This window comes from Neobacillus sp. OS1-2, from assembly GCF_030915505.1.
In the GTDB taxonomy this organism is placed as follows: domain Bacteria; phylum Bacillota; class Bacilli; order Bacillales; family Cytobacillaceae; genus Neobacillus.
Map to the genome: position 1 here is coordinate 1614483 of NZ_CP133265.1, position 17480 is coordinate 1631962.

Annotated in this window: 10 protein-coding genes; 4 read left to right on the forward strand and 6 right to left on the reverse strand. The window is 43.5% G+C overall.

Annotated features, from left to right (window positions below; all coding sequences use genetic code 11):
- Positions 1–392: 392 nt before the first annotated feature.
- On the reverse strand, positions 393–6455 hold the full coding sequence (locus RCG19_RS07900) for a DUF4350 domain-containing protein (RefSeq protein WP_308110405.1): 6063 nt from the start codon (positions 6453–6455) through the stop codon (positions 393–395).
- Between the two features lie 191 nt (positions 6456–6646).
- Here RCG19_RS07900 and RCG19_RS07905 point away from each other — a divergent pair, with 191 nt between their 5' ends.
- Positions 6647–7819 (forward strand): HupE/UreJ family protein, encoded by a 1173-nt coding sequence (locus RCG19_RS07905; protein WP_308110953.1) that lies wholly within the window; start codon positions 6647–6649, stop codon positions 7817–7819.
- A gap of 145 nt (positions 7820–7964) precedes the next feature.
- Here the strand turns inward: RCG19_RS07905 and RCG19_RS07910 are convergent, their stop codons facing one another.
- The 4 genes from RCG19_RS07910 to RCG19_RS07925 all read right to left on the reverse strand — a co-directional run bounded on the left by RCG19_RS07910 (position 7965) and on the right by RCG19_RS07925 (position 10837).
- Positions 7965–8702: a hypothetical protein gene (locus tag RCG19_RS07910; RefSeq protein ID WP_308110406.1), complete on the reverse strand. Its 738-nt coding sequence runs from the start codon at positions 8700–8702 to the stop codon at positions 7965–7967.
- An 11-nt stretch (positions 8703–8713) separates the two neighbouring features.
- Positions 8714–9196, reverse strand: a complete 483-nt coding sequence (locus tag RCG19_RS07915; protein ID WP_308110407.1) for a protein-export chaperone SecB — start codon at positions 9194–9196, stop codon at positions 8714–8716.
- A 14-nt stretch (positions 9197–9210) separates the two neighbouring features.
- On the reverse strand, positions 9211–9849 hold the full coding sequence (locus RCG19_RS07920) for a hypothetical protein (RefSeq protein ID WP_308110408.1): 639 nt from the start codon (positions 9847–9849) through the stop codon (positions 9211–9213).
- 478 nt (positions 9850–10327) lie between these two features.
- On the reverse strand, positions 10328–10837 hold the full coding sequence (locus tag RCG19_RS07925; protein WP_308110409.1) for a hypothetical protein: 510 nt from the start codon (positions 10835–10837) through the stop codon (positions 10328–10330).
- A 264-nt stretch (positions 10838–11101) separates the two neighbouring features.
- On the opposite strand from RCG19_RS07925, the gene RCG19_RS07930 reads away from it, so the two are divergent.
- Positions 11102–11881 carry a Cof-type HAD-IIB family hydrolase gene (locus tag RCG19_RS07930; RefSeq protein WP_308110410.1) on the forward strand — a complete coding sequence of 260 codons (780 nt, stop codon included), beginning with the start codon at positions 11102–11104 and terminating at the stop codon, positions 11879–11881.
- A 93-nt stretch (positions 11882–11974) separates the two neighbouring features.
- Here the strand turns inward: RCG19_RS07930 and RCG19_RS07935 are convergent, their stop codons facing one another.
- The gene (locus tag RCG19_RS07935) at positions 11975–13468 is read right to left on the reverse strand and encodes an RNA-guided endonuclease InsQ/TnpB family protein (protein WP_308110411.1); all 1494 of its coding nucleotides are present in this window, start codon (positions 13466–13468) and stop codon (positions 11975–11977) included.
- Between the two features lie 698 nt (positions 13469–14166).
- On the opposite strand from RCG19_RS07935, the gene RCG19_RS07940 reads away from it, so the two are divergent.
- Positions 14167–15384 (forward strand): C40 family peptidase, encoded by a 1218-nt coding sequence (locus tag RCG19_RS07940; RefSeq protein WP_308110412.1) that lies wholly within the window; start codon positions 14167–14169, stop codon positions 15382–15384.
- Between the two features lie 408 nt (positions 15385–15792).
- A complete protein-coding gene (locus RCG19_RS07945) occupies positions 15793–17415 on the forward strand; it encodes an SWIM zinc finger family protein (RefSeq protein WP_308110413.1) in 1623 nt (540 codons plus the stop codon).
- The last annotated feature ends 65 nt before the right edge of the window (positions 17416–17480 follow it).

Below are 17480 nucleotides of genomic sequence, written 5' to 3' on the forward strand. Positions count from 1 at the left end.
GTCCTGTTCAGGGAGTATCCTAGCTGAAGCAAAAGAACCGTCCCCCGCTATACATTGGATACCTTTTTCAAGATTTTTTAATAGAATCGGGCTCCAATAACACCTATTGAATACCTTTTTCAAGATTTTTTAATAGAATCGGGCTCCAATAATGCCGATTGGATACCTCTTTCGGGATTTTTTAATAGAAATGGGTTCCTAACACTTATTGGATTCATTACTTCGCACTTTCCTCCAATCACGACATATTTTCATACCTAGCCTTTTACCATTTTGATAGTGGAAATTAAAAATACCAAAAATGCTATCCGTCTTCACGGATTGGCCGACATGGGTCATAAAAATAGGTGGAAAGAGTAAATGTTCGCACTCTTTCCACCTTTAGCTCACTATTAATCCTTATCTTTCCCTTTTCCTTTTCCCGCTGCCACATTAAAGGTCATTACTGTCAGAGCCTCCGTGTAAGTGGAGAATAATCCCTGGTTATACTTGTCCTTTGCTTCAACAACAATGACATAGTTCCCGGGATTTTTTGCTGTCCAGGTCACTGTATCGCTGGCCCCATAATCTTGGAAGAAGACCACATCGCCCTTTTTATCGAGAATACTGAAGCGATATTCAGGCGTTCTGCTTCCTTCTGAAGTGGCAATAAACTGGCTAGGTTCTTTAAACACCTGGGTACCGGATGTCGCTGTTTTTACTGTTACTGTTGTTACTCTTTCGTCTTTTACTTTTACCTCGGCTGCCGGACTAACGTTCCCAGCAGCATCAACAGCCGTTAGGACAATCGTTGAACCGACTGTTTGCTTTGCCATCGAAATCGCAAAGGCACCGCTGAAGTTGGCGACACCCTTGCCAATTTCTTTGCCATTCACAGTTGCCGTAACCGTTGCTCCTGCTTCTGCCGTACCCGTAATGACAACATCGTTATCGTTGACAGGGTTTACTACAGGAACTGCCGGTGGCGTGACATCGCTTACTGTTACTTCCGTTGCGTTGCTTACATTACCGGCTTGATCCGTAGCTGTTACGGTAATTTTCGTACCCGCTGCTTGCTTGGCAATGGTAATCGTAAAGGTACCGTCCTCATTCACAGTTGCCGTACCAATACTATCACCGTTAACCTTCGCTGTTATCGTCGAACCGGCCTCCGCCATTCCGGTGATGGTTTCGTCCGCATCTGTTACACCGTGTACCACCGGTGCATCTGGTGCCGTCGTATCAAAGCCAACGAGTTCCCTCGTGTCTCTCACGCGGATCCGCGTACCTTGTGCAAATGCGCCGGATAAACCAACTGCTTCTAAGGTGTCACCCGTTTTCAGAACCGGTACCTGCACATTGCTTTGATTCACAATGTACCCATCTGTAAACACTAATACATCTCCAGAGCCATCATTGATGACATAGGAATTATCATCAAATTTGGATACGACTTTTCCTTTTACTTTTACAAGGAGGCCTTGGTTGGCCGCAGATGTCGCTTCACCGGTTGGGACAAGCTTTGGCTCGAGCGGATCACCTGTACCGATTTTTATAACATCCTTCGCAAAATTGGTAAATTCCAGCTCCAGATTGTTGTCAAAAATCTTAATATGTCCGTACACGCGAACCTTGTCGCCTGGTTTCAATGAACCATCCGGCACCTCCTGGAAGGCCATGATGCCGCCAGTTTCGTCCTGTAGGTTAAAGGCATCGAAGAAGACACCAGCACCTGTGGTCACTGTCCCTTCCACCACAACATCCGTATTTTCAGCCAATGTCCGGGCATCGCCAATCTTCCTTACCTTCGCTTCACGATGGGCCAGCCAGTTGACCGCATTTAGCGAGATCTCATCGTTCCCTTTCGGCTCGTAGGACTCGTCCATTTGCTTATCGTTGAAAATATTCATCCCGGAAACAATGACACGGCCATTGTCACCAATTTCCTCTGAAGCGATCAACGGAATCGCTGAACCGCCCGTTTCATCGGAAACCGCGTCATAAGTGTAGCCGCCTTTGATGTTTCCTTGATAGGTTGTGTCATTTCCTTTTGCTAAAATCGTTACCTTGCCAGCTTCCGTTAACGGTTGATTGTCAGCGCCTGACAAACTTGTGCCGCTATAGTAATCGACAAACGAAACACGGTCGGTGATATAGTTGGGCACTAGTCCCGGGTGAACCCTTACTGCATACGGGCTTACCTTTGGATCGCTCCAGAAGTTTCCATCCTTGCTGTCATCGAAAACACCGTCGTTGCCCATCCGGATAGCCGAACCGATATCCGTTAATAATGGATTATTAATCGTTGGGTTCGTGCTGTTGTTGCTCTTGCCGGCCATTAATAGCGAGCCGCCGTTTTTCACAAACTTCGCCACCGCTGCCCGTTCATCAGCCGATAGGGCTGTTCTTGCATGGGTTAACACGAGTACTTTTACATTGCTTAATGCTTCATCTGTAAGGACTGTTTTATTTTCCACAACCGTGTAGCCTTCTTTTTGCAGCATGAGCGTGAAGGCTTTTAAGTTATCTTTGTACGTGCCGCTGTCAGCGCTCGTGTTTTCGTTGCCGTGGGCGGCATCGATGACGACTTTCACCCCGAGCGGTTCTTTAATTTTTACAGGTAATGTAAAGGACACATCACCAAGGTCAAGTCCATCTAGGGACGTCACCACCGCCATCAGTTTATGGTCGCCGTTTAATGGGCTGTCCCATGTAGCTGTTGCTGTCGCAGAGCTCTTCGTTAAGATCGAAGAAATGGTGTCTGTGCCAATCAGATTCTCTTGTTTCACTTCATCATAGTAGAAGTCTACTTTGACGTTTTTCACGACTTGTGTCCCGTTATTGGCTACCGTTGCTTTTACTGTCGCCGGATTACCGCCAATGATCACGCCGCCGTCAATATCGATGCTGTTCACTTTGACGTCAACCGCTTCTTCCTTCGACCAGATCGGTGAAGAGTAAATGCGCTCGCCGTCCATTTGCGTTACCTTAACGACAAACCATTGCTGACCGCCAGTAACGGTGTAGGATGGTGACCATTCGAACTCTTTTGCCATAGGCGTAATCGAATCCACAACCTTGTTGCCGTTTGTGATCAGTTCCACTTTCGCGATGCGGTCATCGGATTGATAGCTTGTTGGCAAATAACTATAGTCACTGTTGTTATGGGCTTCAGCGACCGTGTCACTGCCGTTGACGGTAAACTTCAGGCTCTTGCTATCTACCGTGGAACCCATGTAGTAGCCATTGGCCTTTACATCCAACGTGAAGTTTGGATCCTCTTCCATGTACACACGCATATTGCGCATCGAGTGAAGCAAGGATGCCTGCGTGAGATCGTCCGCCACAATGACGGTACGCGCATTCACTTGACCCCATGTACCTTCGTGGTTGTCTTCGCCATACGTTGGTGCCACATGCCAGCCTAAATCCAATGCGGAAAAATATTTCCCTTCAGCATTGGCATAGCCATAGTGGCCGGAGCCATTTCCTACTTCTAACATCGTAAATAACTTATCGACGTCTTTGTTGTAAGGCTTAAAGTTGTTAAACGCATTCGCCGACATATCCGGGTGGTTAAATTGACCGACGATGTCATCGTACGTCATCACCCATGCATAGTACTGGCTTAAATCCTGGTATTGCTTGCCATTAATGTTCCGGTCGATAAAGTTGTCAGAACCAAAGATATTGGAATGGCCCCACGTGGTCGAGGTCATTTCAAATGCCGGGAACACGACATAATCTTCTTTTGTATATTGGGCTGCCAGGTCTTTGGTTAACTGCCATTGCGATCCGCCGGTCCTCTCCTGCATCCCATCACGAACCACCGTGTCCGTTCCTAATTTTTCAGGATCGATATCATGGGAGTGATCGGAAAAAGCAAACCAATCATAATGGTGGGCCTTCCCTGCTTTTAGGGCATCCTCAGGTGTTCCTGCGCCATCATGAGAAATATTCGTGTGGTTATGGGTTGTCCCGCGGAAATGCTGGCCGCCGGTAAAACGCGGAACCACTTCGAATGTCCATTCTTTTTCGGTTAGGTTGCCTTTTACGTCTTTGGCTGCGACCTTGACCGTGTGTGTGCCAAGTGTAAGGTCGGTCTTAGGTGTGTATTTTACCTGTGTTTTGCTGATCGTTGCCTCTGGTGCTGTTAGCTCCTTGCCATCGAACCACAAGTGAACGGTAGATTCGTCCACACCGCTTGGGTCGGTAAGTAGTGCTGAGATTTCAGGTGTTGGACTTTCAACTTTTGTCGTATTCTGTGGTGTTTCGCCGCTGATTTCCGGTCCAAATGTGTCTTCGATTAGTGTCACGGCATATGGAGATTCGCTCGTACCTGCCGTTTGTGTCTTTGTTCCTGCTTTTGCTTCGATATAATAGTCAAAGCCGTTTTGCGGTACGCTTGCTGCCGCTAGTTTTGCCGTGTATCGGCCATCGCCGCTGTTGATCATGGGCAATGCCGTATAGTCAGTGGTGTCTTTTGCTCGGTAATAAAGAATGACCGATTCGGCACCGTCTGCATGGGCTTCAAATTCTACATCTGCGCCTTTAAAAACTTCTTTTAATTCTGTATGGGTAATGCCAAGAATGGGAGCGATGTCTTTCACATCACGTGGGTATACCTGGTACCCGTTTGTTGCCGACGCATTTGTCGTGTATTGCCCTAAAACACCTGTCACCGTATAACTTTTTCCAGTCATAAGATCGGTGTCAGGCTTAATGCCAGTAGCGTCCATGACTCTTAGGGTCGTCGCTTTGTTGTTTTCATCTACAAACGTAACGTTGTAGTTGGCGCCGGAAGCGGCCACTGCTGAAACTTTTCCCGTAACGGTGATGAGGCTTCCCTCGGCCGGTTCAGCATTTGCATAGGTATTTAAATCAAGGATGGTCATGCTTTTGGCTGCAGGAATGGCGTTGCCTTCACTTATTTTTTCAATAGCGGTCGGTTCAAATTCGGTCAAGCCATTATACACTAACACTTTCCCTGTAATCCGTAATTTGTCGCCTTTCGCCACCTTAAAGGCGGTCTCTAGTGAAGTCGCAAAGATATTGATCCCGGCTGTCTCATCTTGGAGATAGAAGTTTTGCTTTTGCGTGCCGAGAATCTGATTGTCGACCGTTGCTACCCCTTCAATGGTAAAAAACTTATTGAGGTTGACCGGCTGGCCTTTCTCATTTGAAGCTCTTACTTCTGCAAGCTTGGAAATCACAGTTGTATCGGCTTTGGTCACCGACACTGGCACGCTTTCCAACATCATCCCCTTCGCAGAGGTTGTCATCTGAGTGACATAAACGGTATTTGGTGGGTTGTCGGTAATGGTTAGTTGGAAATCTCCTGCAGTCCCTGCGATGATGTCGGCTGCATTTAATTTTTCCGCTTTGGTGGCTGTATCATTTGGATACACATTGATGATCGCATTTGCTGCAGCGGTACCTGCGCCGCCAATTAATGTCCCCACACCATCGGCGATCACGTAGCTTAACTTTTCCTGTGCCACGGAAGAACTTGGCTGGGCTACATTGATTTGGATGGCCGCACTTTCATCTAAGTCCGTCTGTGTCGCTGCTACGAAAACAGAGGACAGTGCTTTTGTGGAAGTGAAGTCAATCGTAAACGAACCATCGGCTGATGCTGTTGTAGTTGCCAGCACCGCTCCTTTAGAAACCGTTTCATATATATGGATGATTGACCCATTCTCTGCTGCTTCTGGTTGTCCTGTGACGGTAACCGATGTGCCGTCTTGGATCACTTGAATGTTCGTACCTTTAGGCTGCAAGCTTGTCACCGGAACCATCGGAGCTTCCGTTGGGCTTGCTGTGTTTCTAGGTGCTGCAACAGGACCTGTGTAGAAGTCCGCGGCGTTATCGTCGGTATCCCAGGCGTTGCCTTTGCCAGGAGCCGGGTCTACATTGGCGTACGGTCGGCGTTGGACGCTTGTGGTATTAGACGGAGCCTTAGCTTTACCGCTGCCTTCAAAGGCATCTGCTGCACCCAAACCGACAAAGTCGATCGTATCTTCAGGCCTTTGGCCTGTAGCCGCAGTGGTTTTATCCTTAAATAAAGCTATTTTTGCATCGGTGCCTGACATGGCGATGGACCCTTGTGCATCCGCTACTGGTATGTCTACACCAGTTGAGCCGCCGCCTTCAGAAATGAGGTAGTAGCCATGTGCCTGAATCGTCCCTTTTAATGGCGTCACTGACCAGGTCGTACCTGCTTTAGAAGCATACTGAACAGACCAGCCATCAAGGACCATATCTTGTTCTGTCGGGTTGTATAACTCGATAAAATCCTTATTGTACGGTGCGTCTTTATTGCCTCCCCCGCCAAAATACTGAGAAATCACGACATGATCGGCCTGTTCCGCAAATGCTCTGCCCATGAAACTGCTTGGCAAAAACGTGCTGACCAATAGGAGTGCGGCTAAAAACGTGCTTGTCCAGCGCTTAAACTTCCACCTTTTCCCTTTCACTATTTCCCCTCCTGATAGGTAAATTTTTTTTAAAAATTTCAATCGCTCTATTATTCTACGGAATTTTCAGAATAAAAGATATATAGTTTTAAGGCAGTTAATAAAAAAGTTTTTCCATGTATACAAACGCTTTCAGGGTATGTTTATATTAAGTCAAAAACTATTTTACTAGGAGGATAACCGTGATCCTGATGTTCAACAAAATTCGAAGCTTCCTGCCATTATTCTTGGCTTTTCTCGTGGCTCTTTGTCTTTATCCTCGACAGGCTTCGGCACATGCCTACAGTGCTAGTTATACAACCATCAAAATGGAAGAGAAAAAGACAGAAATCATCTTTACGCTTGATACCTTGTCGATTTTTGAATTACTGCCAAAAATCGATGCCAACAAAAACTGGATGCTTGAAAAGTCGGAAATCAAAAAGGAGCGCCATCATCTGGAGGAATTGCTCACCGAGGGCCTTATCCTTGATGTGGATAACAAAGAGCAGACACCTGTCGTTAAAAAAATGGAGCTGGTCAAAAAGGAAAACAAGGAATTCCTTTCTGTTGATATGACCTTTCCGTCGGTTGCTCCTGGAGAGACCGTTGTCTTTAACGATGGCTTTTATTTCAATGATACGGGCACCAACTATGTGAACTTGATTTCGGCTTCGTATCGGGGCGAAACCAGTGAGGCGGTGCTGCAGGGTTCCGAGCGGACATGGACGATGCTGGTAACGGAAGTGCAGCAAGAACAGGGCTCGGGGTTGGGTGCTGGGTCTGCTATGCAGCCTGATGAGCGCGGTGCGGCCGTGCAACCTGCCGAAAGATCGTCCACTTCTTCATGGTTTTCCTTTTTCAAGTTGGGTATGCTTCATATCTTGACTGGGTATGATCATTTATTGTTTCTGTTTGCCCTGCTGCTACGGAAGCAAACCTTTAAACAATACGCGGCGATTGTGACCTCCTTTACATTAGCCCATAGCATCACACTTAGCTTGGCGGTATTGGGTGTGGTCACACTGCCGTCCCGGTTTGTCGAGGCTGTCATTGCCTTCAGTATCTGTTACGTCGCCTTAGAGAACATTTTTCGCAAAGAGATCCGCCATCGCTGGAGTATCACGTTTATGTTCGGCTTAATTCACGGCCTCGGCTTTGCCTCTATTTTAAAAGAAATGGCCATCCCCAAAAGCCATCTCGCCGTTGCCTTAGTGAACTTCAACCTAGGAATCGAAGCCGTACAGCTGTCCATCGTGTTGCTGCTGCTCCCATTGCTGGCCTATCTCTTCAAGCTGAAAAGCTCCCGAAAAATCGTCACCTATGGATCCTACGCCATCGTAGCCATGGGCGCCATTTGGCTGGTGGAGAGGGTGTTCATGTGAAGCAGGGGACGGTTCTTTCGCTTCCCCAGCAAATTAAATTTTCAGGTATTGGGGTCAGAATCTGCACCCATGTTTGGCACATCTGTGCAATTATTAGAATGCAAAAAAGGCGGCAAATAAAATTGCCTCCTTTTTTGCCCAATTATTAATTCGTAGGCTCCCAGATACCTAAACACTCTAGGTCATGATCTTTCAAGAACATTTTTGAAAAAGCATTTATCCCATTTAATGTACAAATAAGTACTGTAGACAATCCCTGAAAATGCAAAAATATTTCTTTTAGGTATAATAATTTTGTATAATTGCTAATTACCATTAACTCTTTACCTTTTCTCAAGGCATTAACTATTCCAGTAATAAATGAATTTATATTACACTTAACTTCACACGCTATGAATCTCTCAACCTCAAAACAATTGGGGTTAATCCTAAGCCCCTCTTCAAAAAAAACTAGATCCACATTTTTATCGCAATCACCATTATTGTACGATGTACGTTCACAAAAGATTTGCGCTTCTTCAAGGGAATTACATTTGGGATTATAGTTATTAATAGGATTCTCTGGCCCTGAATAACGGATGATTTGTTCAAATAAGGGGCCTCTGAAATCATCCATATATCTCTTTGATGAAACAAAAGTTAAAAGTACCTCTCTTAAACTAGCTAAATCACCTTCATCAGGGGTAGTATCTATCATTAAAAAGGCTTCACTTATAGCATTTTCAACTATATTATTTGGATCTCTAAATTTGTATGGATCTTGAATAGACAGCATAATTACATACCTATAAAAGGAATTTGTAAGATATTTATTAAAATTTTCTACAATATGATCGCTATTATTATAGCGAGGATGTTCTTCAGTTCCTTCTAACCTAATCATTTTTTAATCTCCTACATAAGTACACGATACGGTCGAATAGTTAATGGAGGGTAACCCATCCTTGTCGTTCCACTTTGAATCGCTTCTCTTGCATACGGCCAAAGATTCACAGGAACGTTGTTTTGGACAAAATCATTGTAAATCTCATCAGGGATTACCTGTTTACTTAAAGAGGTATCATACTCTATAACTAATTCTACTTCGATTAGAAATAAAACATTGTTTTTAACTCTTGCAGCAACTTGTACAATCCCTAAAGCAAAAAAGGAGTTGTTTTCTTCTAATCTTTTTTCTAACTTAAATTCATGCTCTAGATCAATTTCTATTCTATCGCCATCTTTCATAAGATTTGCAATCTCATTAGGAGCTACGACTGATTCCATATTTAACTTTCTAATATTAACACTATCAATCTCTATATTAGAAACAAACTCTTTATATGAAATAGAATCATCTGGATCAGGTAAATCTATTAATTCTTTGGATTCTGCCATTTTCTTTATCCTCCTTATGCAGCAGTAAAACAAGAAGATGGCATTTTGCCACCTATATTAGAGTCACCATAAAAATCGTTTCTATTGTCATAATTGGTAGATACCTTTTTTGGGTTTGTCCTGGCTATCTCGGCAATTTCTTGAGATGATAAAACCAAATTGTATCCCACCTTTTTTATGAATTTCAATAATTTATGGACGGAACCTTCTAAGGTTTCCACTAGTGATAAAATCCAACCATTAAGTTCTTCCACATGTAATTTTTTGTTTAAAGGATAATTTTTTATTTCTTCAAATGGTTCCTTTATTAAATTTAATAATTTTTCAAACCTATCAATATTATTTTGATCTAACGGTTCGCGAATAATGGTTTTAAATAGTTCGTTAAGTAATAGTTTAACTTCCTTTTTAAAGTAGGATTTAAATGCATCATAAACATCTAAAGTTACATCAACAGAAGTATCATTTTGGATTACCTTTTTTGTAATATTACCAATGCCATCAAGATATTTTATATTTTTTTCAACCCATGAGATGTAGCTATACAATTCCAAAACAAGACTATTTCTTTCTTTAAAACTTTTATCTTCAATTTGGTAAGATGTGTAAGGAGATCGAACAGAACTGTGAAAAAAATTACTATAATTTGACATCTAAATCACCCCAGTTATGTTTATTATGGGTTGGATTTCAACTACTCATACATATGTTTAATTTTTATACCTAGAACTAGAACTATGGCATTAAATGAAATACCCTTTTAATATTGCCGAAAAACATAATAATCAATAAGAATATCTTAGATTATTTACTATAAATTGTCAAAAAACTAAAATTGTCACTTTATGGAGGTTTTATTCCTGAAAATGGAGTGAATCTAATTTTACATTCTTGTGGCATTTCAACGCTTACTAGTAGCTTTTTGTTGAAGTAACTCGGAGGTAGTTGATTAACTTTTACAAGTGCCCTTGAAATTTAGTGGAAGTGGTCGACCACGGCTATTTACTATCGCATACGCTTCCGTTCCTGTCGGATAGCCTTCATTTATTGGCGGCAACGCCCTAATTACGGTCGTATAACCTTCGTTCACTGTCGATTACGCGGTTCCCTTCGCGCCATAGATGTGGCAAATCACGCACTTTTTCGATAGTGTTTTTTTTCAATAAAATGACCTACTAGGCCTAGCAGCACCCCAAGCACGATTCCGTTAAAAACGGGATAGTCTAAAAATGGGAGCATCTTTATATAGCGGCAGTCATGCCAAAATAGGCCGAAATCCATGCCAATTACCAGACCAATAAAGAAACCGGTAAGGTACGTTCTTTTTTCAACCTCGTTGCCTGTCAGTTTGTGGTTATTGGCCCTTGCCGTGTTAAATGCCTGCCACATTGCAAATCCATAGACAGATGGGTAAAACAGCGCCCAGCTGTAATTTACTGGTTGATGGGCAGCGAGAATGTCACCTTTAAAGGAGTTTACCAGAACCAGATTGAGATTGGACTTTAGATTGATCAAGAACTCTAATCCGAGCAACGTTATTCCCATAAAATAATCCTTGTTATACAACTGTCCAAAACCTGGCAGCACCAGCGACCACAGCAGGGCAGCATTTGGAGATTTATATGGACGGCTACTTCTCATGGAGTTCTCTCCCTTAAAATGGAATATTCTTAGTATCATTTCTTTATAAAAGGGAGAAACTCCTCTTTGGTCACAATTTTTGGTCATTTAGTCCTGCATTCGGAGTATTCAAACGGGGAGAATTACCCAATTACTGGAAAGTGGTGTCAGGCACCAGCAGTAAACTGGAAAAAATAATCGTTACGTATTATATTTAACACTTACATATAATGTGGGTGTTTTTGTAATCTTATTTAACGATTAACTTTGAAAGTAGGTTTGAACGTGATGAATCAAAGCGTTATTTTTTTTGATATTGACGGTACCTTGTTTAACTCCGATAAAGAATTACCCCTATCAACGAAAGAGGCCATTTTTAAATTAAAGGAACAGGGACATGTTGTAGCGATTGCAACGGGACGGGCCCCTTTTATGTTTGCTGATTTGCGTAAAGAATTGGATATTCACACATTTGTCAGTTATAACGGACAATATGTTGTGTTAAATGGAGAAGTAATCTATACCAATCCATTAAATGTCACCTCTTTGCAAAAGTTAACGGAAACGGCGCTTCAAAACGAGCACCCTGTTGTCTTTATGGATCATGAAGATATGAGGGCAAATGTCCCGGAACATACCTATATTAAGGAAAGCATTAAAACGTTAAAAATTGATCGTTTCCCTTCGCACGACCCGCACTACTACAAAGGGCGTGAATTGTATCAAACTCTCCTATTTTGTCCTGAAGGGGAAGAACAGCAATACGAACGGGACTATCATGACTTTGATTTCATTAGGTGGCATCCTGTCTCCGTTGATATTCTTCCAAAGGGCGGGTCAAAAGCGAAAGGAATCGAAAAGATCGTACAGAAATTAGCGATTCCTCCCGAACGACACTATGCTTTTGGGGATGGGCTGAATGATATCGAAATGCTCTTAGCTGTAAAAAATAGTGTGGCCATGGGGAATGCAGAAGAAACAGTAAAGGCATCCGCCAAATATGTAACAAGATCCGTTGATGATGACGGGATTTCCCATGGACTTCAACTGGTTGGCTTGTTATGAGTATCCCCATAACTAAAGTTAGGGGTTTCGAAAGAATAAGCTTTAAAAGCCCCCATTGTCTTTTCGTGGGCTACCACAAGTCCCGCTAATACATCAGGCCAAGGCCTTCAGCTTTGCTTTTTTTCTCATTATGATGATTTTTTTAGGGGCTTGAAGGAAATGTTTTCTTTCAAGTCCTACAAAGGCATCATTAACTTGTTTTCGAACAATATTAAAGGCACCATTTACATCCGCATGAATGAGAACATTTGACCCCTTTATCTTGTAAAAAGCCCTGCTACACCGATATCCACTAAAATCAGGATGGTGATTCTCCCCGAAAGTTGGGATTGGATCATTATCCAAAAAGCTAGACTTGCTGGTATAGCTCTCCTCACGATCGATGACTTGAATTCCTTGACGTTCAGCCTTGTATCGAATCATTTCAATGAAAGTTGCATACGGAATTTGAATGAACGTTTGCTTATCAGGCTTTTTCATTTCTACTTTCGACTTCCAACCAACATTTCTTCCTATGATGATGGTATCGATCGTTCTTTTTAAGGCAATCTCCACCACTTTTGCGCTTGCTTTATGCAAAAAATCCATGACGCGGTTATTCCTTTTTCGATCCAAGGAAATCAACCGGTTAGTGGTAAATATCCCTTCTTTTGGAACCTTCCCATTTCTTATAATACACATGTATTTAGCTCTTAATTTGTTATAGTATTGATTGGTTGATTTTAGCCCTGTGCCCTTGATAAGCAGAGGTTTCAGCCCCGTGTTATCGACAATAGTTGCCAGGTTATCGACACCCAAATCAATACCCATTACCCGTCTCGGCTCAAATACAAATTCATTTTTTTGTTGATCCGTTCTTTTGATTTCCTTTTCTTGTTCACTTTTAAAAACAATCTCTATTACATAGCGGCCATAGGAAGGTACAATACGAACCTGTTGTAATTTTCCTTCAGAATGAGCGACTTTCCCCAGATTTAGTTGAAGATCGGTTCCTGGTAATTTTAGTATATTCCCATTTTTTATTTCAGTAATTTGATTTGTCAAATAGCACGTTGTACAGCTATTTTTAGATTTATATTTTGGAATCCTCGGCTTACCGGAAAATCTAGCAGGATTGAGTTTATATTTCTTAGAGGCTTCAAAATAGCTTTTCCAATCATCATAAACTTTCCTCATCGTTTGTTGATTGGACTGAGAGGGCATTGAGGTGTAGTCAATCTGTTTCATGACCTTAAATAGTGCTTCCACAAAGGTATATCCAATGAATGATTTCTCTTGGGTTGGCATTTCGAAGAGTTTCAACTTTGGTACAATTAGTTTTCCATTTTTGTCAACCTTCTTAGGTTTTGCTTTCGCTTTTTCATAGCTTTTCAGACGAATTTCATTTATTTGAGGTAAATAGGTTTTAATATCACTTAACACTTGGAGCTGATTTTCATTTATTATTTCTTTTCTTAATGCTGTATAAACCTGACGAATATAGTAATTGGTGATGTTGTACAAATTTTTCGCCTTAAAACATAAGGAATCACAGTAATCGAACAACTCATGATGAGGATGAATTTGAATTTTATAGGAACTGTACATCGTATTCCCCCCTTCCGTTGGGAACAAATGTTCTATTTATAGTTTAATTATATCAGGTTTCACCAAAAAGTATAGTGTTCTCACTAGTTTTCGATGAAAAAATCAACCAAAATACAGCTTATATCCCCTTATCTAAAACTAGGGGTTTTACGCTGCTTTTTGATAACAATGACTTACGTTTTTTTCAATCTGTACCTATTTTATCCTTAATTGAGTAACCAGTGATTGTTAAAATAGGCGGAGATTTTTCGGTTAGTCTGCAGAATAGCGCACGGTTCGGGGTATATAAGCGGAGGTTTTCCGATTAAGCACAAGAAAAATACTCATTTTTACGTTTTTTGAGTCAATAGTCGGAATCCTTCCGTCTATTTAGGCAATTTTCTGTGCTATTTGATATATTAGAGGAATTTCTCCGCTTATTTATCGAACCATGCTAATTCCCTCATCTGGGCCCGCTTTTTACATTAGTAGCTTATTTCCACTCTTCAATTTTTTCACGGTTAAGGGCTTTATGAACCTTTCATTTCGCTCATGTGAAGCAAAAGAACCGTCCACTGCTTCACCCCATTTCCCACGCTTTCGGCAAATCCTTCTAATTTCTCGGGAAATTCTTCGTGTTTCGCAATTTTTTCGCCAAGACATTAGCAAACTATGGTAAAATGAAGAAAAATATGAAAATTTGAGGTGATTTTTACGAGATGAAGAAATCTATTGTCCGCACTGTATCGACAACTGCTGTTTTTTCGACGCTTTTTGCCGGGCCTGCCCTTGCCGATACGTACAAAGTACAAAAGGGTGACAACCTATCGAAAATTGCTTCAAAATATAAGACAAGTGTTAATGAGATTAAAGCCCAGAACGGTTTGAAATCGGACCTAATCTTTGAAAATCAAATTCTGCAAATTTCCACGGGTCCAGCGACCACCACCGTTGAGGCGGTACAGCAAGATACCTATACCGTTGTTAGCGGCGATGCGTTGATCAAAATTGCCAACCGTTATAATATTACGGTCGCTGAGCTCCAACAGTGGAATAATCTGACGAGTACCTTGATTTATGTTGGGCAGCAACTGAAGGTGTCTCCGGCAACGTCTATTACCGTGACAGCACCGCAGCCTAACATACCGGCACCATCCACAACCGTTCCCACGACACCGGCAGCGACTGGGGAATATACCATCAAGAGTGGCGACACCCTGAGCAAAATTGCGGTTCAATTTGGCATGAGTGTTTCACAGCTGAAATCACTTAATAATTTATTGTCCGATCTGATTTATGCCGGGAAAACACTAAAGGTTTCCGGTGAGCAGCAGAACACGCCAGCACCGCCGGCAGTAACGACACCGGCAGCACCCGCGCAGCCTTCTTCCGGGACAGGTGAGTATATCATCAAAAGTGGCGATACCCTTGGAAAAATTGCGATGCAATACCAAATGACCGTCCAGAACTTGAAGGCACTCAACAATCTGACTTCCGACATGATTTACGTGGGGCAAAAGCTTAACGTAACAGGCCAGGCCACTACTACAGCACCCGCACCCGGGACTGTTGTGGATTCAAGTAATGTGGTCACTGTAGCAAAGAGCTTAATGGGCATCCCTTATGTTTGGGGCGGCAGCTCCCTCTCCGGCTTTGATTGCAGCGGGTTCATCTATTATGTTGCGAACAAAACCGGTACGAAAATCGGCCGCTATTCGGCAGCTGGGTTCTATGATCGCAGTTATTATGTGGACAACCCTAAGCCTGGCGATCTCGTATTTTTCCAAAATACATATAAACAAGGAATTTCCCATATGGGCATCTATCTCGGCGGCGATCAATTTATCCACGCTGATGAGACGCACGGTATCATGATTTCCAATTTAAAAAGTACCTATTATACCGCCCATTTCGCTGCATTTAAGCGGTTTTACTAGGATTCGAAGGCCAATCTCCTATTTTTGAAGATTGGCTTTTTTTGTGTTTAAAAGAGTCATTCCCTGTCCATACTTTAGATAGGGAGGGATTATGTGATGAAGGAAAATAGTTTGCTATTATCGGAGTTTGCTAATGAAGACGGGTTTGAGCTTAACAGGTATCTTACGCAGTTGTTTGAGTATTTTTCTACTTTATCTAAAAATGACCAACCCCATTCTGAGCCTACCCCGTGATGTAAAGCGGGCGGGCTTTTTTTGTTAAAAGACTTCAATCTCCTCTAATCATGATTTTTTGGGTATAATAGAGGAATATGGATTTTTCGATTTTTAATGACGGACGTACATACATTTTATAGAAATTGGCTGGATAGGCGTTGTTTATTTTTCCAAAAAGAGGGGGTTGCAATCTTGGAGGCGACGGAATTATTGCTTGAATTTTCCGGAGAACTGCGGGAGCTGCTGAGCCCGAATAGGGCGGAGGATGCGAAGCTTGTGCAAAAGGGCCTGATGCTGTACCGGCAGGGGTTGGTGCAGCAGGTGGATAGCGGGGAGCATACGGTGACGGCGGTGGTGCAAGATGTGACGCCGGTGAAGGTGCTGCTTGATCTCGACTTTTTGGCGCTCTGTGAGTGTTCGTGCCCGACGGAGGGCTTGTGCCGCCATCAGCTGGCGGTGTTTTTCAGTGCGTATTCGAAGCTGGGCAGTGTGGCGGATTGGGTCTCTTTATTCCGCGAACCGATTCGCGCGCAAAAGGCGGCGGCTGGCTGGGGGATGCAGACGGCGAAGGATTTGATTAAGGCGAATGGTGTGCTCCAGCCTGATTACGGCCGTTGGGTGCATTCGTTTGAGGTGAGTTTTGATACGCTGCTTGCCTCGAAACAGCATACGAGTCCGTATGTGATTCCGGAGTTGTTTGGAATTTATGAGCGGCGGATTCACGCGAGTGCCCCGGTCGAACAGGAGTGGCGCTTGCTTTATGAGTTGGTGGCGATTGTGGTTTCGTTACGGAAGCTGGCAGCGTTGTCTGAGCGGCTGGGTCATGATGAGGCCACGGTAAAGCGTGCCTATTTGCATGTGTTCCATCATTTAATGGAAGATGCCGAGGGTTTGGCGGTGAAGATTGGCGTCCAATCGCTGCCGTTTGCGTTTGATGAGTTTATTGAGAAGTTGAAGGACGATGCGTTTGCGGTCTTGACGTGTGCGAGCGGCTTAGAGTATGAGCGGATATATTTGTACCGTCTGTTGTGGGTCCATTTTTTCAAAAAAAAGCCGTGGCGTGAGGCGGAATTGGTGAAGATTCAGGCCGGGCTGAAAGGGCTTCAGGATTGGGAGAATCCGCTGCCGTTGATGGCGGCTAGTGTTCATTTGAATTTTCTGGTTGGGGACGATGAGCAGGCGCTGAAGGTAATCGGGCTGTTTCGTGCGGAGGAGATTGCGCCGTATCTGGTGTATTGGATTGATTATGTATCGGGCTTGAAGGCGTGGCGCCGGGTCGGGCCGTTAATTGAGTTGTTTTTGCAAAAGGTAAAGCCGTATTTGGAGTTGTTGGCCGGATATCATAGCTGTGCGACGTTTGTACGGAATGCACTGCGGGCGGTGGCGCCGTATTGTGCGGAGGAGGACCGCTTGGATGTGTACGAGCGGGCGTTGCTTGTGATGCTCCCGTATAGCTTTGGGGAGTATGAGTATTTGTTGTTTGAGCGCAAGCAGTATGATCGCTGGGGGGAGCTTCAGGCGTTTGTTGGGTTGGACTTTTATGAGTTGCCGAAGGATCGCTTGAAAGTGGTTGAGAAGGAGCGGCCGGAGGTGCTTCTTGCGATGCTGCACCAGACGGCGCAGCGTGAGATTGACCAGAAGAATCGCGGTAGCTACCGGATGGCGGTGCGGCATTTGAAGAAGCTGCGGACGTTGTATAAGAAGCTGAAGCGCGTCGATGATTGGCAGTATTTCTTGGATACGCTGCTGGAGCGGACCAAGCGGCTGCGGGCCTTTCAAGAGGAATGCCGGCGGAGTAAGTTGATTGATGTGTAAAAGGGGCCTTTTTTGTGCAGCTATGTTGTAGTGTTGTGATAGGGTTGGATTGTCATAGGGGTTGG

Coding starts and splice junctions, on each gene's coding strand:
- RCG19_RS07940 (WP_308110412.1), top strand. CDS start 14,167: ATGAAGAAATCTATTGTCCGCACTGTATCGACAACTGCTGTTTTTTCG.
- RCG19_RS07910 (WP_308110406.1), bottom strand. CDS start 8,702: ATGATTAGGTTAGAAGGAACTGAAGAACATCCTCGCTATAATAATAGC.
- RCG19_RS07920 (WP_308110408.1), bottom strand. CDS start 9,849: ATGTCAAATTATAGTAATTTTTTTCACAGTTCTGTTCGATCTCCTTAC.
- RCG19_RS07905 (WP_308110953.1), top strand. CDS start 6,647: ATGTTCAACAAAATTCGAAGCTTCCTGCCATTATTCTTGGCTTTTCTC.
- RCG19_RS07935 (WP_308110411.1), bottom strand. CDS start 13,468: ATGTACAGTTCCTATAAAATTCAAATTCATCCTCATCATGAGTTGTTC.
- RCG19_RS07915 (WP_308110407.1), bottom strand. CDS start 9,196: ATGGCAGAATCCAAAGAATTAATAGATTTACCTGATCCAGATGATTCT.
- RCG19_RS07925 (WP_308110409.1), bottom strand. CDS start 10,837: ATGAGAAGTAGCCGTCCATATAAATCTCCAAATGCTGCCCTGCTGTGG.